Raw genomic sequence first — 18481 nt, forward strand, 5'->3', positions numbered from 1 at the left:
GTGAATTCACCATGACCCGACGTGCCCTTTTGATGCTGCAGATCGTGACCGGCGATCCGCGCCCCATCACCCGCCAGATCACCGACGGTATCAAGCGCCAGATCGCAGGCGGCGACCTGCTGCCGGGCGACGCGCTGCCCAGCGTGCGCGGCCTGGCGCAGCAGCTGTCGATCAACCCGAACACGGTGGCAAAGGCCTATGCCGAACTGACGGCGGAAGGCTGGCTGTTGTCCCGCACGGGACTCGGATTGTTCGTGGCCGAGCAGCGCCAGCGCCTGTCGGACGAAGAACGCGAACGCCGCCTGGCCGAGGCGGTCGACCGCTTCGTCAGCGACGTGATCGGCCTCGATTATCCGCAGCAGACCATCCTCGACCGCGTGGCGGCCGACCTTTCCAACTACGAGACGAAAAAAACCGCATGAGCGATTACGCCATCGATACCGAGGACCTGTGCCTCGTCTACAAGCGCAAGCCCGCCCTCGACCACCTGACCTTGCGCCTGCCGCGCGGCGGCATTCACGCCTTCGTGGGCGCCAACGGCGCCGGCAAATCGTCGCTGTTCCGCGTGCTGCTCGGCTTCGAGCCCGCCGCCAGCGGCCGCGCGCGCATCCTCGGCCACGACTGCCGCCGCCTGACGCCCGCGCTGCGCGAACGCATCGGCTTCGTCAACGAAGAGCACACGCTGCCGGCGTGGATGCGCGTGCGGGACCTCACGGACATGCAGCGCCGCCAGTACCCGCGCTGGAACGACGCGCGCTACGACGACGTGCTGGGCCATTTCAACGTCGAACCCGGCCAGCGCATCGGCGAGCTGTCGCGCGGCGAACGCGCGGGACTGAACCTCGCCATGGCGCTGGCGCAGGGCCCCGAGCTGCTGATCCTCGACGAACCCACGCTGGGCCTCGACGTCGTCGCCAAGCGCGCCTTCCTCGACGCCATGCTGCAGGGCACCCTGGACGACGCCGGCGCCACCGTCGTCTATTGCTCGCACCAGATGGACGAGATCGAACGCGTCGCCGACAACCTCGTGATCCTCGAGCGCGGGCGCATGCGCTACATGAGCGGCCCGGACGACTTCTGCGAGCGCATCCGGCTGTGGATCGCGGCGTTTCCCGCCAAGGTGCCCGAAGTCCGCCAGCTGCCCGGCGTGCTGCAGGTGCAGGTCATCGACGACCTGACCCACGTCGTCGTGTTCGACCAGGACGACAGCTTCGGCGCGCGCCTCAAGCTGCTGGGCGCGCACTCGGTCCAGGCGATGCCGCTGGGCCTGGACCGCGCCGTGAACGCCTTCCTCGCCCACGGTCACGCCCGGCCCGTGGCCAACCTGCTTGCCGCGTAAGGAGACCCCATGCTCGAATTCTTCCTCGCCGAACTGCGCCGTTTCCGGAACGGCGCCGCAGCGTACGCGCTCGCGAATTTCATCGCCCTGGCCGTATTGCAGCAGATGCTTGACGTCCCCAACGGGCCGGTCGGCCTGCACATCATCATGCTGGGCTTCTACGTGCTGTCCGGCCACGCCCTCGCGGTCTACCAGTTCGGCAGCTACCGCCAGCCGAGCCGCTGGATCTGGCTGCAGCACCGGCCCGTCCACCGCGCCCGCATCCTGGCGGCCCTGGTGCTGGCCGCGGCCGTGCTGAGCGCCGTGGCCGTCGCGCTGCCCCTGTGCGCGGCGCTGCGCATCCAGGCGCATTACACCCGCAGCGTCGTCGACGCGCGCCACTACGCGGGCGCCGCCTACCTCGCGCTGTCCGCATTGACCGGGTGGCTGGCCGGCGGCTACATCACGCTGCACCGCAGCCGCTGGGCGTTCGTGGTCTTCGCGCTGCCCACCGTGCTGACGATCCGCCTGGCCACCGCCTCGACGGTCCTGGGACTGACGGCGGGCAGCGCCGCCATCCTGCTGGGGCTCCTCTACACGGTATTCCGCCCGGGCCGCAGCACGGCGGACGACACCGTCGCCACCGCCGCCTCCGCCCTGCCGCTGCAGGCGTGCCTGTACGTCGCCGTGTTGTGGGCGGGCTCGATGCTGTACCAGGCGGGCCTGGTGGCCACCGGCACGCATCCGCAGGTCATGACGCCGACGCCGGCGGGCGGCCCGACGGCGGCGTTCCGTTCGGACCCGGTGACGCGGATGCGGGCCGCGCTGGCGGGCAGCGCGGATCCCCGCGCGGCCGGGTGGCGGGCCGCGCTGGACGCGGGCGCGATGGTCCGCGTCCCGAACGCCATTCGCCAATACGGCGTGCGCGGCATCCTGACGACACAGGGCCAGGTACGGTTCGTCAAGGGCGACACCCTATGGACGTTCAGCCACGACCGCATGCAGTACCGCGGCATCAATCCGCGCGACCGCACGGACCAGGGCACCTTCGGCGCGGGCGGCCCGGGCACGCCCGAACGCTTCGACACGGTGCCGAACGCCCTCGGCGACCGGCAGGGTCTCCAGTGGATGTACGACGCCCACAACCTGTACCGGGTCGAGCAACCGGGCATGCGCATGCGCCACGTCCTGCGCGTGGATGGCCAGGAGCAGGTGGGCGGCGTCGCCGTGCTCGGGCAGCGCATGCTCGTCCTCACCAACCGCCGCGTCGCGATCCTCGCCCCGGCGACCGCGGCACTCGTCTCCGCGACCGACGTGCGCCTGCCGCTCCCGTATGGCGACCTCGCGCTCGCGGAAGCCGCGCAGGTCCCCGACGGCATGCTCGTGAGCTTCGTGTACGGCCGGCGCCAGTTCGACGGTTCGCCCGCGTCGGACCAGGTGACCTACCTCGTCGACAAGACGGGCCGCGTGCAGGAAGTCAGCCGGCGCACGCTGGCGCACGACCTTCCGCCGCTGTTCGAGCACCGCGGTTGGTGGGTGTCGCCCGCGCTGCACGCGCTCGTGACGCTGCCCGACCTGCTGATCGACAACGGCACCGTCCCGGACTACGGCGTGGGCCGGTTCGCGCCCCTGCTGCAGCCGCGTCCGGCCATCGTGTGGGCCGCCGCGCTCGTCGCCGCGCTCCTCGCCGGCGCGGGTGCGGCGTGGTGGACCCGGCGCGCGGGCCTCGGCCGCACGACCCGCATCGCGTGGTGCGTGGCGTGCCTGCTGCTCGGCGTACCGGCGCTGCTGTCGCTGATGATCCTGCAGCCGCGGCGGCAGGCCGTGACGGCCGGCCAGGGCGCCATCTATACTGGCGGTTTTATCGACCTGCCAAGGAAGTCATGACCCGTCGCTCCCTGCCCGCACGCCTGCCCCTGCTTACCCTGCTGGCGGCCCTCGCGTGTTCCGCCCTGCCCCCGGCCGCCCACGCGGCCGACGACGCGAAGCCCGCCCCGCGCGACCTGCGCGAAACGTACACCAAGTACGAATACCGCATCCCGATGCGGGACGGGACGAAGCTGTTCACCGTCGTCTACGTGCCCAAGGATGCATCGAAGACTTACCCGTTCCTCATCAACCGCACGCCGTACAGCGCGGGCGTGCGGGCCGAGGGCGAGCTGCACTACGGCGAGGACTGGTTCCCGAAGCAGATCGGACCGTCGAAGGAATTCGAGGACGCGGGCTACATCTTCGTCAAGCAGGATGTGCGGGGCCGCTACATGTCCGAGGGCAGGTGGCAGGAGATGACGCCGCACGTGAACCCGCGGCGGGCCGCCGGCGAAGGCCAGGAAAGCCAGGACATGTACGACACGATGGAATGGCTGCTGAAGCACGTCCCGAACAACAACGGCAAGGCCGGCATCTACGGCATCAGCTATCCGGGCTTCTACACGTCCGCGAGCATCATCGATTCGCACCCCGCGATCAAGGCCGCGTCCCCGCAGGCGCCCGTGACGGACCTGTACATGGGCGACGACTCCTATCACGGCGGCGCCTTCATGCTGGCCGCGAACTTCGGCTTCTACGCGTCGTTCACCGAGCAGCAGAACCCGACGCCGCTGCCGAAGACGTGGGCCGACTTCGACTACGGCGCCGCCGACTCGTACGACTTCTTCCTGAAGCACCGCACCTTGACGAACATCCTCGGCACGCTGACGGACAACCAGCGCGCATTGCTCGCGCCGACGATCGAGCACGACACCTACGACAGCTTCTGGCAGACGCGCGCCATCGCCCCGCATTTGAAAAACGTGAAGGCGGCCGTGCTGACGGTGGGCGGCTGGTTCGACGCCGAGGATCCGCAAGGCCCGTTCACGACCTACCACGCCATCAGGAAGAACAACCCGGCCATCTTCAACGGCCTCGTGATGGGCCCGTGGGTGCACGGCGGGTGGGCACGCTACGACGGCAAGCAGCTGGGCCGGGTCTCGTTCGACAGCAAGACGGGCGAGTACTTCCGCCAGCACATCCAGTTCCCGTTCTTCGAACAGCAGCTCAAGGGCGTCAAGCCGGCGCAGCCCATCGCGGAAGTGACGGCGTTCGAGACCGGCTCCAACGTGTGGCGCCGCTATGCCGCCTGGCCGCCCGTGCAGGCGAAGGCGCGCACCCTGTACTTCGGTCCGAACGGCACGCTGGCGTGGCAGCAGCCCGCCGCGGGCGCGGGGTTCGACGAATACGTGTCCGACCCGAACAAGCCCGTGCCGTACATCGGCTACCCGGCCACGTCGGTGCCGCAGGAATACATGGTGTCGGACCAGCGCTTCGCCGCCACGCGCCCGGACGTCCTCGTGTACCAGACCGAGGTGCTCGACGAGGACGTCACGGTCGCGGGGCCCGTCACGCCGAAGCTGTTCGTGTCGACCACCGGCACGGACTCGGACTGGGTCGTGAAGCTCATCGACGTGTACCCGGCCGAGTATCCGGCTGGCGAACAGCCGCCGCGTGGGAACGCCAACGACGTGGCGCCGCCGCGCGGCACGCTGGCCGGTTACCAGCAGCTCGTGCGCGCGAATCCGCTGCGCGGCAAGTTCCGCAACGGCTACGAGCATCCGGAACCGTTCGTGCCCGGCAAGGTCGAGGCGATCAGTTACCACCTGGGCGACGTCAACCACACGTTCCGCCGCGGCCACCGCATCATGGTGCAGGTCCAGAGTTCCTGGTTCCCGCTCGTCGACCTGAACCCGCAGACGTTCGTCACGATCCCGAAGGCGAAGCCGGAAGACTTCAAGGCGGCCACGCAGCGCGTCTACCACGCGGCGCAGACGCCGTCGGGCCTGCAGCTGCTCGTCCTGCCGGCGCACTGAGTCCGGCACGCACGCTTTTGTGCAACATGCCGTATCAATACCGTCATTTCCATCAGTTAAAACTTGAACAAGTTCTCGAAATTGATGCAGAATGACGGCGATGCGCGGCCTCGGCAATGCCGCCGCGCGCCAACCGAGGAGCGGCCGTGCTCGTTACCGACACCCTTCCATCCAGGGGCCCCGGCGCATCGTCGGGTTATGGGCTGCGCTGGCTGGCCGCCGTCATCGTCGCGATCCTCATCGGCCTCGCCACGCTGCCGTTCGTTGCCAGCCGCGCGGCCGACGCCACGATGGACGCGCTGCAATCCGTCGCCGACAAGCAGCGCGTCTACGGCCGCCTGCTGGACCTGCTGACCGACGCCGAGACGGGCCAGCGCGGCTACGTCATCACCGGCGATGCCGGCTTCCTCGATCCGTACCACGCCAGCGCCGCCGCGATACCTGCCGCCGTGCGCGACCTGAAGCCGCTGGCGGCCGGCCGCGGCGAGCAGGCGACGCTGGACGAGATCGAACGGCTGGCGCAGCGCAAGCTGGACGAGCTGGCCGCGACGATCCGCCTGCGCCGCGACGGCGGATTCGCCGAGGCCGCGGCCATCGTCGGCAACCGCTCCGGCAAGGCGGACATGGACAGGCTGCGGCTGCTGATCGGCGAGCGGTCCGCCGCGCTCGAACGCGAGCGCCTGGCGCTACGCGACCGGCTGGACACGACGCTCGGCTACAACTCGGTGATCGGCATCTGCGCGGGTGTCGCCAGCATGTTCATCCTCGGCAGCGGCCTGTTCGTCGTCACGCGCAGCCTGCACGCGGGCTCCGAAGCGGCCGACCACGCGCGCCGCCTCGCCGACGCGCAGGCCGACCAGGCGCGCCAGAGCCAGGCCCGCAGCGAGCGCCTCACCGTCACCGCCCGGATGCTGCAGGCGATGGACAGCCTGACGCGTACCGACGAATTGCACAGCGTGTTACCGGCCTTCCTGCCCAAGGTGCTGTCCGGCAGCAGCGGCACCGTCTACCTGTACCGCAATTCGCGCGACTACCTGCAGCGCGCCGCGGCGTGGGGCGGCGGCCACCATGCGGAGCTCGTCAGCCCGAACCACTGCTGGGGCCTGCGCTTCGGCCACGCCCATGCGGCCCAGACGGGCGACGACATGCACTGTCCCCATCTGGGCGACGCCCCGCCCGCGCCCGGCCACACGGACCTGTGCGTGCCGATGATTTCGCAGGGGGAGGTCCTGGGCCTGCTCTCGGTGAGCGTGCCGCAGGGGCCGGACACCGCGGTGGAACTCGCGGCCGCCACGACCATCAGCGAGCAGCTGGCGATCGGCATCAGCAACATCAACCTGCGCGAGGTCTTGCGGCGCCAGTCCACCGTGGACGAACTCACGGGCCTGTACAACCGCCGCTATTTCGACGAGACGCTGCGGCGCGAACTGTTCCGCGCCGAACGCATGCGCGCGTCGCTGGCCGTCGTGATGATCGACCTGGACCACTTCAAGCGCATGAACGACACGCACGGCCACGAAGCGGGCGACGTGGTGCTGCGCACCGTCGGGCGCTGCCTGCGCGAAGGCGTGCGCCGCAGCGACATCGCGTGCCGCTACGGCGGCGAGGAACTGGTGCTCGTGCTGCCCGAATGCGACGCGGCCGCCGCGCGCACGTGCGCCGAAACGCTGCGCAAGGCCATCTCCGCCCTCGATCTGCACCACGGCGACACTACGCTGCCGCAGGTGACCGCGTCGTTCGGCATCGCACTGTGGCCGGCGCACGGCGAGGACGCGCAAGCGCTCGTGCAATCCGCCGACCGCTCGCTGTACGCCGCCAAGCACGGCGGGCGCAACCGGGTTTGCATGGCGTCGTGAGCCCATGCCAGGCTTGCCCTTTCGTTACCGTATGATGAGGCCCGTCTTGAAACGAACCGCCGTCTCCCTTTTCCTGCTGGCGCTGGCCGGCACCGCATTCTCCGCACCGTTGAAGACCGAGGTCGCCGGCAAGGTCGACAAGATGTACCCGTGGCTGGACGGCGTCTACAAGGACTTGCATGCGCACCCGGAGATCGCGTTCCAGGAAGTGCGCACGGCCGGCAGGCTGGCGGCCGAGATGCGCAAGCTGGGCTTCGAGGTGACGGAAAAGGTCGGCCGCACGGGTCTCGTCGCGATCCTGCGCAACGGCGCCGGGCCCACGGTTCTCGTGCGCACGGAGCTGGACGACGGCCTGTTCAAGCGCTTCCCGAAGCCGGATGTCGCGTTCGCCCTGCACTCCTGGCCGCTCGCGTACGGCACGGTGGGCTTCGAGGCGGGGCCGGTGTCGTCCAACTCGGACGCGCTGGAGATCGAGTTCAAGGGCCGCGGCGGCCACGGCTCGGCGCCGGACAAGGCCATCAACCCGATCGCCATCGCCGCGCGCTTCATCGTCGACGTGCAGACGGTCGTCAGCCGCGAGAAGGATCCGAAGGCATTCGGCGTCGTGACGATCGGCGCGATCCGGGGCGGCACCGTGGGGAACATCATCCCGGACACGGTGCAGGTGCGCGGCACGATCCGCTCCTACAGCCCAGACGTGCGCTCAAAACTGCTGGACGGCGTGCGCCGCGTGGCGAACGCCTCGGCCGCGATGGCCGACGCGCCGGCACCTGACGTAAAACTGATTCCGGGCGGCGCCGCCATCGTCAACGACGCGGCGCTCGTGGGCCGCACGGAAGCCATTTTCCAGGACGCGTTCGGCGCGAAGAACGCCGTACGCATGCCCGCGATGACGGCCAGCGAGGATTTTTCCGCGTACGCGAACGAAGGGATCCCGTCGATGTTCTTCTTCACGGGCGTGTACGCGCCGGAGGTTGTGGCCGAGGCGCAGCGAGCGGGCGGCAAGCCGCTCGCGTTAAACCACTCGCCGTTCTACGCGCCCGTGCCGGAGCCGTCGATCAAGACGGCCGCCCAGGCCATGAGCCTGGCCGTGCTGGGCGCGCTGGCGCGGCCTTAGCGCTTGAGGAGTGCCGCCCGCGCCTGTTCCCACGGCGTGCCCGCGAGCGCTTTCGTGCACTCGGCGCACGGCTCGAACGGATTGCAGGCGTGGTCCAGTTCGATGTAGTTGGCGCCGACCATGCGCTTGGCCGCGGCCGAGTCGACACGGCCGGACGGCGCGCCCTCCTTCAGCCATTTCTGGAAGGGTTCGACAGCGACGCCGGTGGGCACGTACCAGCGCTTGCGGCCGGGATTCCAGCGGGCGCCGAGGGCGCGGGCCTCGTCTTTTTCTGCGTAGGGAACGTTCAGGAAAGTCATCCCGCGGATGCTAACCGATCCCGCGCCACCACGCAAACATTGGCGCATGCGATTTTCGATTATGATCGTCTTCCTCGTTTCTTTTCGGACCCCGACATGCCCGCCATCCGCACCCTGCACCCCGACGACTGGCCCATCTACCGCGACCTGCGCCTGCGCGCGCTGGCCGATTCGCCCCAGGCGTTCGGCAGCACGTTTGCCGAGGAATCGCAACGCACGGACGACATCTGGGCCGCGCGCCTGGCCGCGCCCGCGCTCGGGTCGCACCTGCAGGGGTGGCCGTTCGCGGTGGAAGTGGACGGGACGCCGGCCGGCCTCGCATGGGTCAAGATGGAAGGCGCGCACGCCAGCATCTACCAGGTGTGGGTAGCGCCCGAGGCGCGCGGACGCGGCGTGGGTGCCGCGCTGCTGGACGCCGCGATCACGTGGGCCCGCGCGCGCAAGGCGGCGGAGGTCCGGCTCGACGTGACGGCGGGCGACGGCGCGGCGGCGCGTCTCTATCGCCGCATGGGATTCGTCGACGTGGGCGCGCCCGTGCCGATGCCCGGCAGGACGACGTTCGAACAGGCGATGGTGCTCACGCTGGGCGCGTAAGCGTCAGGCCGGCGGCTTCTCCGCGCTGGCCGCTTCCTCCTTCATCTCGCGATTGAGGAAGTAGTTCAGCGCCGTCCGGATCACGGCGATCGCGGCGAGCTTGCCGATGCGGTCCCACGTCGGCGCGACGGACGTCGACAGGACATCGGCCGCCAGCTGCAGTTCCAATGCCAGCGTGAGGTAGCGCGCGAACGCCAGCCGGATCGGGATGAAGCTGCCGCCCCGGGCCAACGCGTAGCGCACGAGCCCCACGATGACGATCACGACACCGGCCGCGATCACGCACGCACCCAGCGCTTCCACCAGCAGGCGCAGCCACTCCACCCAGGCACGGACCTGTTGTTCCGTTTGTTCGAACATTCAACGCCTATTGGCTGTACAGATAAGCCGCCATGTCGCGCGCTTCGGCCTCGGTCACGCCCAGGTCCGGCATGGCCGTATTCGGCACGATCTCGCGCGGATGGCGGATCCACTTCATCAGGTTGTCCGCGCTGTGCGGCAACACGCCCGCAATATAACCGCGCGAACGGATCTCGTCGAGGGGCGGGCCGACCTGGCTCTCCGCGTGGGCGATGCCCTTGATCTTGTGGCAACTCGCGCAACCGTAGCGCGCCAGCAGTTCGCGGCCGTGGCGCGGATCGCCGCCCGTGATGGGCTCCGTCTTCGGCGGGGTCTTCGAACACGCGGCCAGCAAGCTTACGGACAGGAGGATGGTGAGCGGTCGCCACATCATGGTCGGACCTCCAGTGCGCGCGGCGCCGGTCCCTGGCGCAGCCAGCGGGCGCACAGCACGAGGCCCGCGATCAGGTAGGCCAGGCCGCCCGGGATCCACATGATGAGGCCACCCAGCTGCTGGTCTTCCAGCGGCGTCAGGCCGAACAGCTGCGCGCGGTTGCCGTACAGCGGATACCAGATCGTCTCCGACATGGTGAACAGGGCGCCGAGCGCCCCCGTGTGCATCATCGTCGTGAACAGGTAAACGATGGCCCCGCCGCGGCCGTGATGCCCGCCCTCGCGCCCCAGCACGGCCCACCAGAACAGCAGCGCCGTGGCGAGGAAGCTCGTGTGCTGTAGCGCGTGCATGCCGTTGTCGGCCAGCGCCAGCTGGAAGCAGGCCGGCACGTGCCACATCCACAGCGCCGCAAAGTGCAGCAGCCACGCATTCACGGGTGCCGTCAGCGCGCCCCACGCCACGCGCACGGCGGGCCCGCGCATGGCGGCCGCGATGCGCAACCGTCCCTCGGGCCCGAACGCCCATAGCCACAGCGCGAGCGGACGGCCCAGCACGAGCAGCGGCCCCGCCACGATCATCAGGACTTCGTGCTGCACCATGTGGGCGGAAAACGCGTAGCTGCCGGCGCCGTCCAGCGGCGACGCGAGCGCCAGCACGAGCATCGCCCAGCCCGCGCTGAACCACGCGGCCTGGCGCGCCAGCCGGCGGCGTGCCGCGTGCGCGCGGGGCCATAAACGTTTCAGGCCCGCCGCGTACAGCAGCAGCGACAGCGCCAGCAAGGTCACGACCCACCATTCCGCACCCCAGCCGAGCGCCGGGCCGGCCGCAAGTTCGGCCCGGACGTCGTGGGCGCGCGCGGCGAGCGGTGCGAACGCCGGCAAAGCGATCAGGCGGCGCATGGCGGCAGCACCCATTGCGGAAACCATTGCGCCAGCACGGCGAGGCAGGACAGCGCGCCGACCAGCGCGGCCACGAACGCGATGAACGGCGCCCGGTCCGGTACGTGGTCGCGCGCGGCTTCCCCTCCCAGGCTGCTCCCTTCTCTCCAGTTGCGCCACGCGGCCCGGCTCATCCACACGCACACGGCCAGCACGATGGCCGTGACGACGTTCGGCGCCACCATCGACTGGCGCGTGCACGCGGGCGTCACGAGCGCATACGTGATGGACAGGTTCGTGAGCGCCAGCGTGGGCGCGAGCAGCAGTGCCGGCCAGTTTCCCATCGTCCCTCCTTAAAAACGTGCGCCCCAGTAGATGACCGCGTAGATCGGCAGCCAGCTGAGGACGACGAAATACCAGTAGCCCGCGTTCTCGCTGACGTCCACGAAGCGCTTGCCTTCCAGCCGTCCGGTGAACATCAACACCGTCAGCACGAGCGAATCGTAGGCGTCGGTGATGAGGTGCGTCGTGTGCAGACCGAGCAGCATCCACACGACGGAGCCGTAGGCATCGGTGTCCCAGCGCGTGTTCAGCGCGCCGAACTCGAACACGCGCACGGTGAGGAAGCCGACCGACACCGCCATGCACACGGTCATCCACAACCGCACGCCCGCGAGGTCGAGGCGCTCGGCCGCCCGCTTGGCCATCTGGTTCGGCCACAGGCTCGCCAGCATGATCGCCGTGTTGACGGTCCCCCACAGCAGGTCGGGCGGGAACCGGCTCAGCGGCCACACGGTGGCATGGCTGCGCAGGTAGAAGTAGGCCATGATCGTCAGCGCGAACACGGTGCTCTCGACGGCGACGAGGCCCATCGTGCCCCACCACATCGGGCTGCGCACGCCGAATCCGAACGTCGGCAGGTTGGACACGTCGAGCGCCGCGCCCCGCTGCACCGCTTCCTTGCCCGACTTGCGGTTCTCGATGGGCGCGCTCATGGTGCGGACTCCGAACGCACGCGCTGCTCGACGACGGCGCGCTTGGGCCAGAACCACAGCGTCGCGCCGATCGCCACCGGCGCGGCGGCCCAGACGACGGCCCACGGCGTATAGATGGAGCCGACGAACAGGATCGTCGTCGCCACCGCCGACAGGAACGGCCAGATCGACGACGACGGCATCCACAGCCTGTGGTCGGGCTCGGCGTCGGTCACCGTGGTGACGAGGACTTCGCGCCAGTCGTTCGACATGCCGGTGACGTGCGTCGGCTCGGGTTGCGGCTGCCACAAGGGATAGCGGCCGTGCACCATCGGGATGACTTCGAAATTGCCCATCGGCGGCGGCGACGCGACGCTCCATTCCAGTGTGCCCGCGCCCCACGGGTCGGGGCCCGCCATCGCGCCATGCCGCAGCGTGCGCACGACGTTCACGAGGAACAGCAGCACGCTCACGCCGATCATCGCCGCACCGATGCTGGACACGAGGTTCAGGTCGCCCCACCCCATCTCGGCCGGATACGTGTACACGCGGCGCGGCATGCCCCACAGGCCGAGCAGGTGCATCGGAAAGAACGCGACGTTGAAGCCGATGAAGAACAGCCAGAAGTTCCAGCGGCCGAGGCGCTCGCCCAGCAGCCGTCCCGTGAACTTGGGGAACCAGTAATAGAATGCGCCGAACAGCGGGAACACGGCGCCGCCCATTAGCACATAGTGCAGGTGCGCGACGACGAAGAAGCTGTCGTGCAGCTGCGTGTCGAGCGACACGGACGCCAGCATCAACCCCGTCAGCCCGCCCATCACGAGGATGAAGAAGAACGCCAGCACGAACAGCAGCGGCGTCCTGAAGTTGATCCGGCCGCTGCCCAGCGTGGCGATCCAGCAAAAAATCTGCACGGCCGTGGGCACGGCGATGACGAGGCTGGCCGCCGTGAAGAACGTCTTGCCCAGTTCCGGCAGGTTGGTCGCGAACATGTGGTGCACCCACAGGCCGAACGCGAGGAACGCGGTCGTCACGAGGGCCAGCACCATGGCCGGGTAGCCGACGACGGGGCGGCGCGAGAACGTCGCCACGATCGCGGAGATGAATCCCAGCGGCGGAATGAAGATCAGGTACACCTCCGGGTGGCCGAAGAACCAGAACAGGTGCTGCCACAGGAGCGCATCGCCGCCCTTTTCCGGATTGTAGAACTGGGTGTCGACGAGGCGGTCCGTGATAAGCGCGGTACTCGCCAGCATCACGGCCGGCAGCGCGAACAGCACCATGAACGAGGTCACCAGCATGGCCCACACGTACAGCGGCATGCGGTTCAGGCTCATGCCGGGTGCGCGCAGCTTGAGGATGGTCGCGATGATGACGATCGCCTCCATCAGGCCCGACAGCTCCGTGTACGTGATCATCTGGGCCCAGAAGTCCACGCCCTTGCCGGGCGAGTAGCGCAGGCTGGACAGCGGCACGTACGAGAACCAGCCGGCATCCGGCCCGGCGCCGGCGAAGAAGGCGGCGTACAGCATGATGCCGCCCATGGTGAAGATCCAGTAGGCGTAGGCGTTCAGCCGCGGGAACGCGACGCTGCGCGCGCCGATCATCAGCGGGACCAGGTAGACCGCGACGGCCTGCATCACGGGCACGGCGAACAGGAACATCATCGTCGACCCGTGCATCGTGAAGATCTGGTTGTACATCTCCGGCTTCAGGAGGCCGGCGTCCGGCTGCGCCAGTTGCAGGCGGACCAGCAGCGCGAGCACGCCGCCCAGCAGGAAGAAGATCATGGTCGTGACCATGAAGCGCTTGCTGATCGTCTTGTGGTTGATGGCCGCGAACCAGCCGTAGAGCCCCGGCGGGTCGCGCCACGTGCGTTCCAGCGCCGTGGCGGCGGCCGGGTCGGCATGCGGAACGAGGCGTGGGTCGGATGCGGTCATCGGAGGGTCTCCAGGTAAGCCAGCAGGGCTTGCAGGTCGTCGGGGGGCAAGGCATTGGCCGGCATGTTCACGCCCGGCTTGAGCGCCTGGGGATCGCTGATCCAGCCCGCGAGGTGGCCGCGGTTGTTGGGGAACATCCCGGCGCCGATCGTCCGGCGCGACGCGAGGTGCGTCAGGTCCGGTGCGATGCGCCCTTGCGCCGTCGTGCCCGCGATCGCGTGGCAGCGTGCGCAATTCGCATTCAGGAATACGGCGCGGCCGCGGCGGGCCGCGGCGTCGCCCGGTTCGCGCGCGTTCTGGCGCTGGTTCGCGGCCCAGGCATCGTAGCTGGCGGGCGGCACCGCGTGCACGAGCAGCGCCATCAGCGCATGTTCGAGGCCGCAGAATTCCGCGCACTGCCCGCGATACGTGCCCGCGTGGTCGGCACGCAGGTGCAGGGTGGCGGTGCGGCCCGGGATCATGTCCTTCTTGCCCGCCAGGTTCGGGATCCACAGCGTATGGATCACGTCATCGGCACGCAAGGTGACGATGACGGGACGGCCCACGGGAATCGTCAGCTCGTTCGCCGTCGTGAATTCACGGGCGCCGTCCGCATCGCGGTAGCGCGCCTCCCACCACCACTGGTGGCCCACGAGTTCGATGTCGACGGCGTCCCGCAGCGGCAGCCGGGCCAGCGCGCGGCTCGTGAAGACGTCGCCCGCCAGCAGCACGAGGAGGCCCACGATGCACGCACCGGTCGCCCAGCCGATCCGGTGCCAGATGCGCCGCTCGGGCCCTTCCAGCGACGATGTGTCGGGTCGCGTGGCCGCGTCCGCGCGTGGCGCGCACCAGACGGCGATGATGGTCGCGACCACGATGGCCACGAACACGAACGTGCAGAGGGCCAGCGTGCCGTTCCACAGCGCGCCGATGTGGGCCGCCTGGGCGCCGGCGGCACGCAGCGCATCCTGCATGCCGCTCGCTTGCGCAACCGGCTCGAATGCCATGTGCCTCCCCGAAAAAAAGGTCGAATCTGGATGCCAAAATGTCTACATTGCAGATATACCTTTTTTTCGGCCGTTCCCGCGCACGAATGGCGGCCGCGATACCGCCTTGCTACCCCTTCAGCGGCACAGCGCGTCGAGGTTGCCGACCGGGTCGACGGCCGGCAGCCCCGCCAGGTCGATGCCCGCATCCTGCGCGCGCCGCTCGATCATCGCGCCGTTGCCGGCACCCGGACTCGGGATGCGGTAAGCCGCGTCGGACTGCGCCTGGTTCAGCGTCACGTAATGCGCGCCCGCCGCGTCCAGGCGCTTCATCACTTCCGGCAGGGTGGCCGCGCTCCAGGCGCCCATGTGCGTCAGCAGCACCTGCGGAATCATCCGGCCGTACACGCGCTGCGACATGGCCTTCGTGCGTGCCAGTTGCTGGTCGATGCGGCGGTAGTAGCTCGCCTTCATGCCGTCGATCGAGGCCTGGTCGCCTTTCGCCACGCAGCGCGCGTACGTCTCCGTGTACGCCCAGTCGTCGAAGCCGAGGGTCACGTCCGCGACGCGGTAGCCGCGCGCCTTCAGCCACGCCAGCGCATCGTCGTGGCGCGCGCCCTTGCCGCCCGCATCGAGGAACGGGTAGCGCAGTACGTGCCAGTCCTTGCCGGCCATGTATTTTCCCAGCACGGGTTCGTTCTTGCGCACGTCGTCTTCCCAGGCGTCCAGCGACGCCGCCTGTGACAGGCCCATGTGGGTGTAGCCGTGGTTGCCGAGCGGGTAGCCGGCCTTGCGCCACACGTCCAGCGCGGCGTCGCTGTCCGCCTCCTTGCCGAGGGCCACGGCATTGACGAAGCCCCACGCCTCGGGCACGCCGTGCGCCCTGAACGCCGCGATGTGCGAGCGCGCGATCTCGGCGCGCGTGATGTCGGCCGGCTTGGAACCGTGCGAAGGCAGGTCGTCGACCGTGACGGCGACGTCGAAGCGGTCAGCCGGCGCAGCGACGGCGCTGCCGATGGCGAATGCCAGTGCGCACAGGAGGATGGATTGTTTCAAGGTTGTCTCCATAATTGGTTCGATCAATGCATTATTGCCCGGATAGCCCCGGGCAGGCAACGGCATGGAGAACGCTATATGATCGCAAGGATCGATGTCCATTCAACGGAAAAAAAACGCATGCAGACACGCCTCGCCGCCACCCTCCTCGCCGCCGTGTTGGCCGCGCCCGTCTTCGCCGCGCCGCGCGCCGTGGTCGCCGACCCGCCGCGCGACGCCGCGCATCCCGCACGCAACCGCCAGGTGCTGATCCTGTCGCACGGCGACGGCATGAACGCCCTGTTCATGCTGGCCGCGGGCGCCGGGCCGAAGCCGACGATGGTGCTGCTGCACGGCCTGCCCGGCAACGAACAGAATCTCGACCTCGCCCAGGCCGTGCGCCGCGCGGGCTGGAACGTGCTGACCCTGCACTACCGCGGCAGCTGGGGCTCGCCCGGCCGTTTTTCCCTCGCCAGCGCGGGCGAGGACGTCGAGGCCGCGATGGCGTACCTGCGCCAGCCGGACACCGTCGCGCAATACGGCGTCGACCTGCGCCGTATCGTCGTCGCGGGCCACAGCATGGGCGGCTTCTTCGCCGCGCGCTACGCCGCCACGCACGACGGCGTCGCCGGCGTCGTGCTGCTCGACCCGTGGAACATCGGCGCCACCGGCAAGAACCTGGCCGCGCATCCGGAGACGCGCCAGGATGCCATCGCGGACCTGGGCGACGACTTCGGCAACAGCCTCGCCGGCACGGACGCCGCCGCGCTGATGGCGGAAGCGGAGCGCCATGCGCGCGACTGGGACCTGCTCGGCACGGCGCCCGCACTGGCGGGCAAGCCCGTGCTGATCGTCGGCGCGGAACACGGCAACGCGGGCCAGGTGTTGCCGCTGGCGGCGGCGCTCGGGGCACAGCGCGGCGCGCAGGTGCGGGCCGTCACGCTGCCCAGCGACCATGCGTTCGCGGACCAGCGCATCGGGCTCGCGGGCATCGTCGTCGACTGGCTCGCCGCGCGCCGTCCGCGCACCGCCCCGAAATGAACGGCGCCCGTATTGACGGGCCTCATGCGCGATTGGATGATTGACTTTACTTTCGCGGGCGGGGTAGGATGAAATCGATTTCAATTTCATAAGATCCAAGGAGACTGCATGTATTCGTCGCGCCCGCGCCTTCCCACCGCCCTCGCTTGCGCCGCCCTGCTCGCAACGGGCGCCGCACACGCGGCCGCCGGTATCGAAGTGAACCAGCTCGGCTTCCTGCCGGCCGCGCAAAAACTGGCTGTCGTGCCGGCCGGCGCGAACGAGCGCTTCAAGGTCGTCGATGCCGGCAGCGGCAAGACCGTGTTCGAAGGCACGCTGGGCCCGGCCGCGACGTGGGACGCATCGGGCGAGCGCGTGCGCATCGCCGATTTCTCCGGCCTGCGCACGGCCGGCAGCTACCGGGTGGCGGTGGCGGGTCAGCCGGATTCGCCCGTCTTCGCGATCGGCGCCGAACCGTATCGCGCGCTGGACGCCGGCGCCATCCACGCCTACACCTTGAACCGCGCAAGCATCGCGCTGGACGCGCGCGTCGCGGGTCCGTACGCGCGGCCGCTGGGCCATCCGGACGACAAGGTGCTCGTGCACGAATCGGCCGCCTCCGCCAAGCGGCCGGCCGGCACTGTGATCTCGAGCCCGAAAGGCTGGTACGACGCGGGCGACTACAACAAGTACATCGTCAACTCCGGCATCAGCACGTACACGCTGCTGGCCGCGTACGAACACTTCCCGGCCTGGTTCGACAAGCTCGCGGTCAACGTGCCGGAGTCTGGCAACGGTGTGCCCGACCTGCTGAACGAGGTGCAGTGGAACCTCGACTGGATGATCACCATGCAGGATCCGGACGACGGCGGCGTCTACCACAAGCTGACGAACAAGAGCTTCGACGGCATGGTGATGCCGGACCGCGCGACGGCGCCGCGCTACGTCGTGCAGAAGACCACGACCGCGGCCCTCGACTTCGCGGCCGTGATGGCGACGGCGAGCCGCGTGCTGGCGCCGTTCGACGCCAAGGCGCCGGGACGGTCGCAGCGTTACCTGGCCGCGGCGGAGCGCGCGTGGCGCTGGGCGGTCGACCATCCGGCCGTGCTGTACCGCCAGCCGGCCGACATCCAGACGGGCACCTACGGCGACGAAAAGGTCGACGACGAATTCTCGTGGGCCGCGGCCGAGCTGTATATCGCGACCGGCAAGGACGAGTACCGCAGCCGCGCCCTTGCCCAGGCGGCCGGCGTGCAGACGGAACCCGGCTGGTCGGACGTGCGCCCGCTCGGCTGGATCTCGCTCGCGCAGCAGCGCGCGCGCCTGAAGAACCCGGCGGACGGGGACGTCGCCCGCACCCATATCCTCGCGGCGGCCGACACCTTGCTGGCGCGCTGGCAGGCGTCGCCCGCGCGGCTGTCGCTGGCGAAGTCCGACTTCGTCTGGGGCAGCAATGCCGTGCTGCTGAACCAGGCCATGATGCTCGTGCAGGCCTACCGCCTCACGAACAAGGCCGACTACCTGAACGCGGCGCAGTCGGCGCTCGACTACACGCTGGGCCGCAATCCGCTCGGCATCAGCTATGTGACGGGCTTCGGCACCCGTTCGACCCTGCATCCGCACCACCGCCCGTCGGAAGCGGACGGCATCGCCGCGCCGGTCCCCGGCTGGCTCGCGGGCGGTCCGAATCCGGGCCAGCAGGACGCCAAGGATTGCAAGGACGTGTCGTACGCATCGAAGCAGCCGGCCCTGTCGTACCTGGACCATGGCTGCAGCTACGCCAGCAACGAGATCGCGATCAACTGGAACGCGCCGCTCGTGTACGTGGCCGCCGCGCTGCAAGCGCTCCAGCGCTGACGCGGGACATCCGCGGCTCCACTAACGTCGCCCCCGCCTGCGCGGGGGCG

18 protein-coding genes are annotated in these 18481 nt (G+C 69.4%); 9 read left to right on the top strand and 9 right to left on the bottom strand.

From position 1 onward, the window contains the following. Positions 1–11: 11 nt before the first annotated feature. The 6 genes from QPK29_RS05925 (at position 12) to QPK29_RS05950 (ending at position 8136) form a co-directional block, all read left to right on the top strand. The gene (locus QPK29_RS05925; protein WP_056133343.1) at positions 12–422 is read left to right on the top strand and encodes a GntR family transcriptional regulator; all 411 of its coding nucleotides are present in this window, start codon (positions 12–14) and stop codon (positions 420–422) included. Continuing rightward, positions 419–1339: an ABC transporter ATP-binding protein gene (locus QPK29_RS05930; RefSeq protein ID WP_056133347.1), complete on the top strand. Its 921-nt coding sequence runs from the start codon at positions 419–421 to the stop codon at positions 1337–1339. The genes QPK29_RS05925 and QPK29_RS05930 overlap by 4 nt, the downstream gene beginning before the upstream one ends. Positions 1340–1348: 9 nt before the next feature. Then, positions 1349–3205: a hypothetical protein gene (locus tag QPK29_RS05935; RefSeq protein ID WP_371771451.1), complete on the top strand. Its 1857-nt coding sequence runs from the start codon at positions 1349–1351 to the stop codon at positions 3203–3205. Further along, on the top strand, positions 3202–5163 hold the full coding sequence (locus tag QPK29_RS05940) for a CocE/NonD family hydrolase (protein ID WP_371771450.1): 1962 nt from the start codon (positions 3202–3204) through the stop codon (positions 5161–5163). Before QPK29_RS05935 ends, QPK29_RS05940 begins: the two co-directional genes overlap by 4 nt. A 146-nt stretch (positions 5164–5309) precedes the next feature. Next, complete coding sequence (locus QPK29_RS05945) at positions 5310–7019, top strand: sensor domain-containing diguanylate cyclase (RefSeq protein ID WP_371771449.1); 1710 nt, start codon at positions 5310–5312, stop codon at positions 7017–7019. A 4-nt stretch (positions 7020–7023) separates the two neighbouring features. Continuing rightward, positions 7024–8136 carry a M20/M25/M40 family metallo-hydrolase gene (locus QPK29_RS05950; RefSeq protein ID WP_449819833.1) on the top strand — a complete coding sequence of 371 codons (1113 nt, stop codon included), beginning with the start codon at positions 7024–7026 and terminating at the stop codon, positions 8134–8136. Here QPK29_RS05950 and QPK29_RS05955 read toward each other — a convergent pair. Continuing rightward, positions 8133–8435: a DUF5710 domain-containing protein gene (locus tag QPK29_RS05955; RefSeq protein ID WP_371771448.1), complete on the bottom strand. Its 303-nt coding sequence runs from the start codon at positions 8433–8435 to the stop codon at positions 8133–8135. The genes QPK29_RS05950 and QPK29_RS05955 overlap by 4 nt on opposite strands. 96 nt (positions 8436–8531) lie before the next feature. Here QPK29_RS05955 and QPK29_RS05960 point away from each other — a divergent pair, with 96 nt between their 5' ends. Next, positions 8532–9029: a GNAT family N-acetyltransferase gene (locus QPK29_RS05960; protein WP_160410468.1), complete on the top strand. Its 498-nt coding sequence runs from the start codon at positions 8532–8534 to the stop codon at positions 9027–9029. 3 nt (positions 9030–9032) lie between these two features. Here the strand turns inward: QPK29_RS05960 and QPK29_RS05965 are convergent, their stop codons facing one another. The 8 genes from QPK29_RS05965 to QPK29_RS06000 form a co-directional block, all read right to left on the bottom strand. Beyond that, the gene (locus QPK29_RS05965) at positions 9033–9389 is read right to left on the bottom strand and encodes a DUF1622 domain-containing protein (RefSeq protein ID WP_056133366.1); all 357 of its coding nucleotides are present in this window, start codon (positions 9387–9389) and stop codon (positions 9033–9035) included. A 7-nt stretch (positions 9390–9396) separates the two neighbouring features. After that, positions 9397–9762, bottom strand: a complete 366-nt coding sequence (locus tag QPK29_RS05970; protein ID WP_371771447.1) for a c-type cytochrome — start codon at positions 9760–9762, stop codon at positions 9397–9399. Beyond that, positions 9759–10661 (bottom strand): cytochrome c oxidase assembly protein, encoded by a 903-nt coding sequence (locus tag QPK29_RS05975; RefSeq protein ID WP_371771446.1) that lies wholly within the window; start codon positions 10659–10661, stop codon positions 9759–9761. The genes QPK29_RS05970 and QPK29_RS05975 overlap by 4 nt, the downstream gene beginning before the upstream one ends. Further along, positions 10649–10984 (bottom strand): hypothetical protein, encoded by a 336-nt coding sequence (locus QPK29_RS05980; RefSeq protein ID WP_371771445.1) that lies wholly within the window; start codon positions 10982–10984, stop codon positions 10649–10651. The genes QPK29_RS05975 and QPK29_RS05980 overlap by 13 nt, the downstream gene beginning before the upstream one ends. A 9-nt stretch (positions 10985–10993) precedes the next feature. Further along, the gene (locus QPK29_RS05985) at positions 10994–11635 is read right to left on the bottom strand and encodes a cytochrome c oxidase subunit 3 (protein ID WP_056133377.1); all 642 of its coding nucleotides are present in this window, start codon (positions 11633–11635) and stop codon (positions 10994–10996) included. Then, on the bottom strand, positions 11632–13554 hold the full coding sequence (gene ctaD, locus QPK29_RS05990) for a cytochrome c oxidase subunit I (RefSeq protein WP_056133380.1): 1923 nt from the start codon (positions 13552–13554) through the stop codon (positions 11632–11634). Before ctaD ends, QPK29_RS05985 begins: the two co-directional genes overlap by 4 nt. Next, positions 13551–14540, bottom strand: a complete 990-nt coding sequence (locus QPK29_RS05995) for a cytochrome c oxidase subunit II (protein ID WP_371771444.1) — start codon at positions 14538–14540, stop codon at positions 13551–13553. Before QPK29_RS05995 ends, ctaD begins: the two co-directional genes overlap by 4 nt. Positions 14541–14657: 117 nt before the next feature. Continuing rightward, positions 14658–15575 (bottom strand): polysaccharide deacetylase family protein, encoded by a 918-nt coding sequence (locus QPK29_RS06000; protein ID WP_371771443.1) that lies wholly within the window; start codon positions 15573–15575, stop codon positions 14658–14660. Between the two features lie 120 nt (positions 15576–15695). Between QPK29_RS06000 and QPK29_RS06005 the strand changes: the two genes are divergently transcribed. Together QPK29_RS06005 and QPK29_RS06010 are read left to right on the top strand one after the other, a co-directional pair. Continuing rightward, the gene (locus QPK29_RS06005; RefSeq protein WP_371771442.1) at positions 15696–16595 is read left to right on the top strand and encodes an alpha/beta hydrolase family protein; all 900 of its coding nucleotides are present in this window, start codon (positions 15696–15698) and stop codon (positions 16593–16595) included. Between the two features lie 108 nt (positions 16596–16703). Further along, positions 16704–18431 (top strand): glycoside hydrolase family 9 protein, encoded by a 1728-nt coding sequence (locus QPK29_RS06010; RefSeq protein ID WP_160410473.1) that lies wholly within the window; start codon positions 16704–16706, stop codon positions 18429–18431. Positions 18432–18481 lie beyond the last annotated feature (50 nt).

Origin of the sequence: Massilia orientalis, assembly GCF_030411975.2 — a bacterium.
Lineage (GTDB): Bacteria > Pseudomonadota > Gammaproteobacteria > Burkholderiales > Burkholderiaceae_D > Telluria > Telluria orientalis.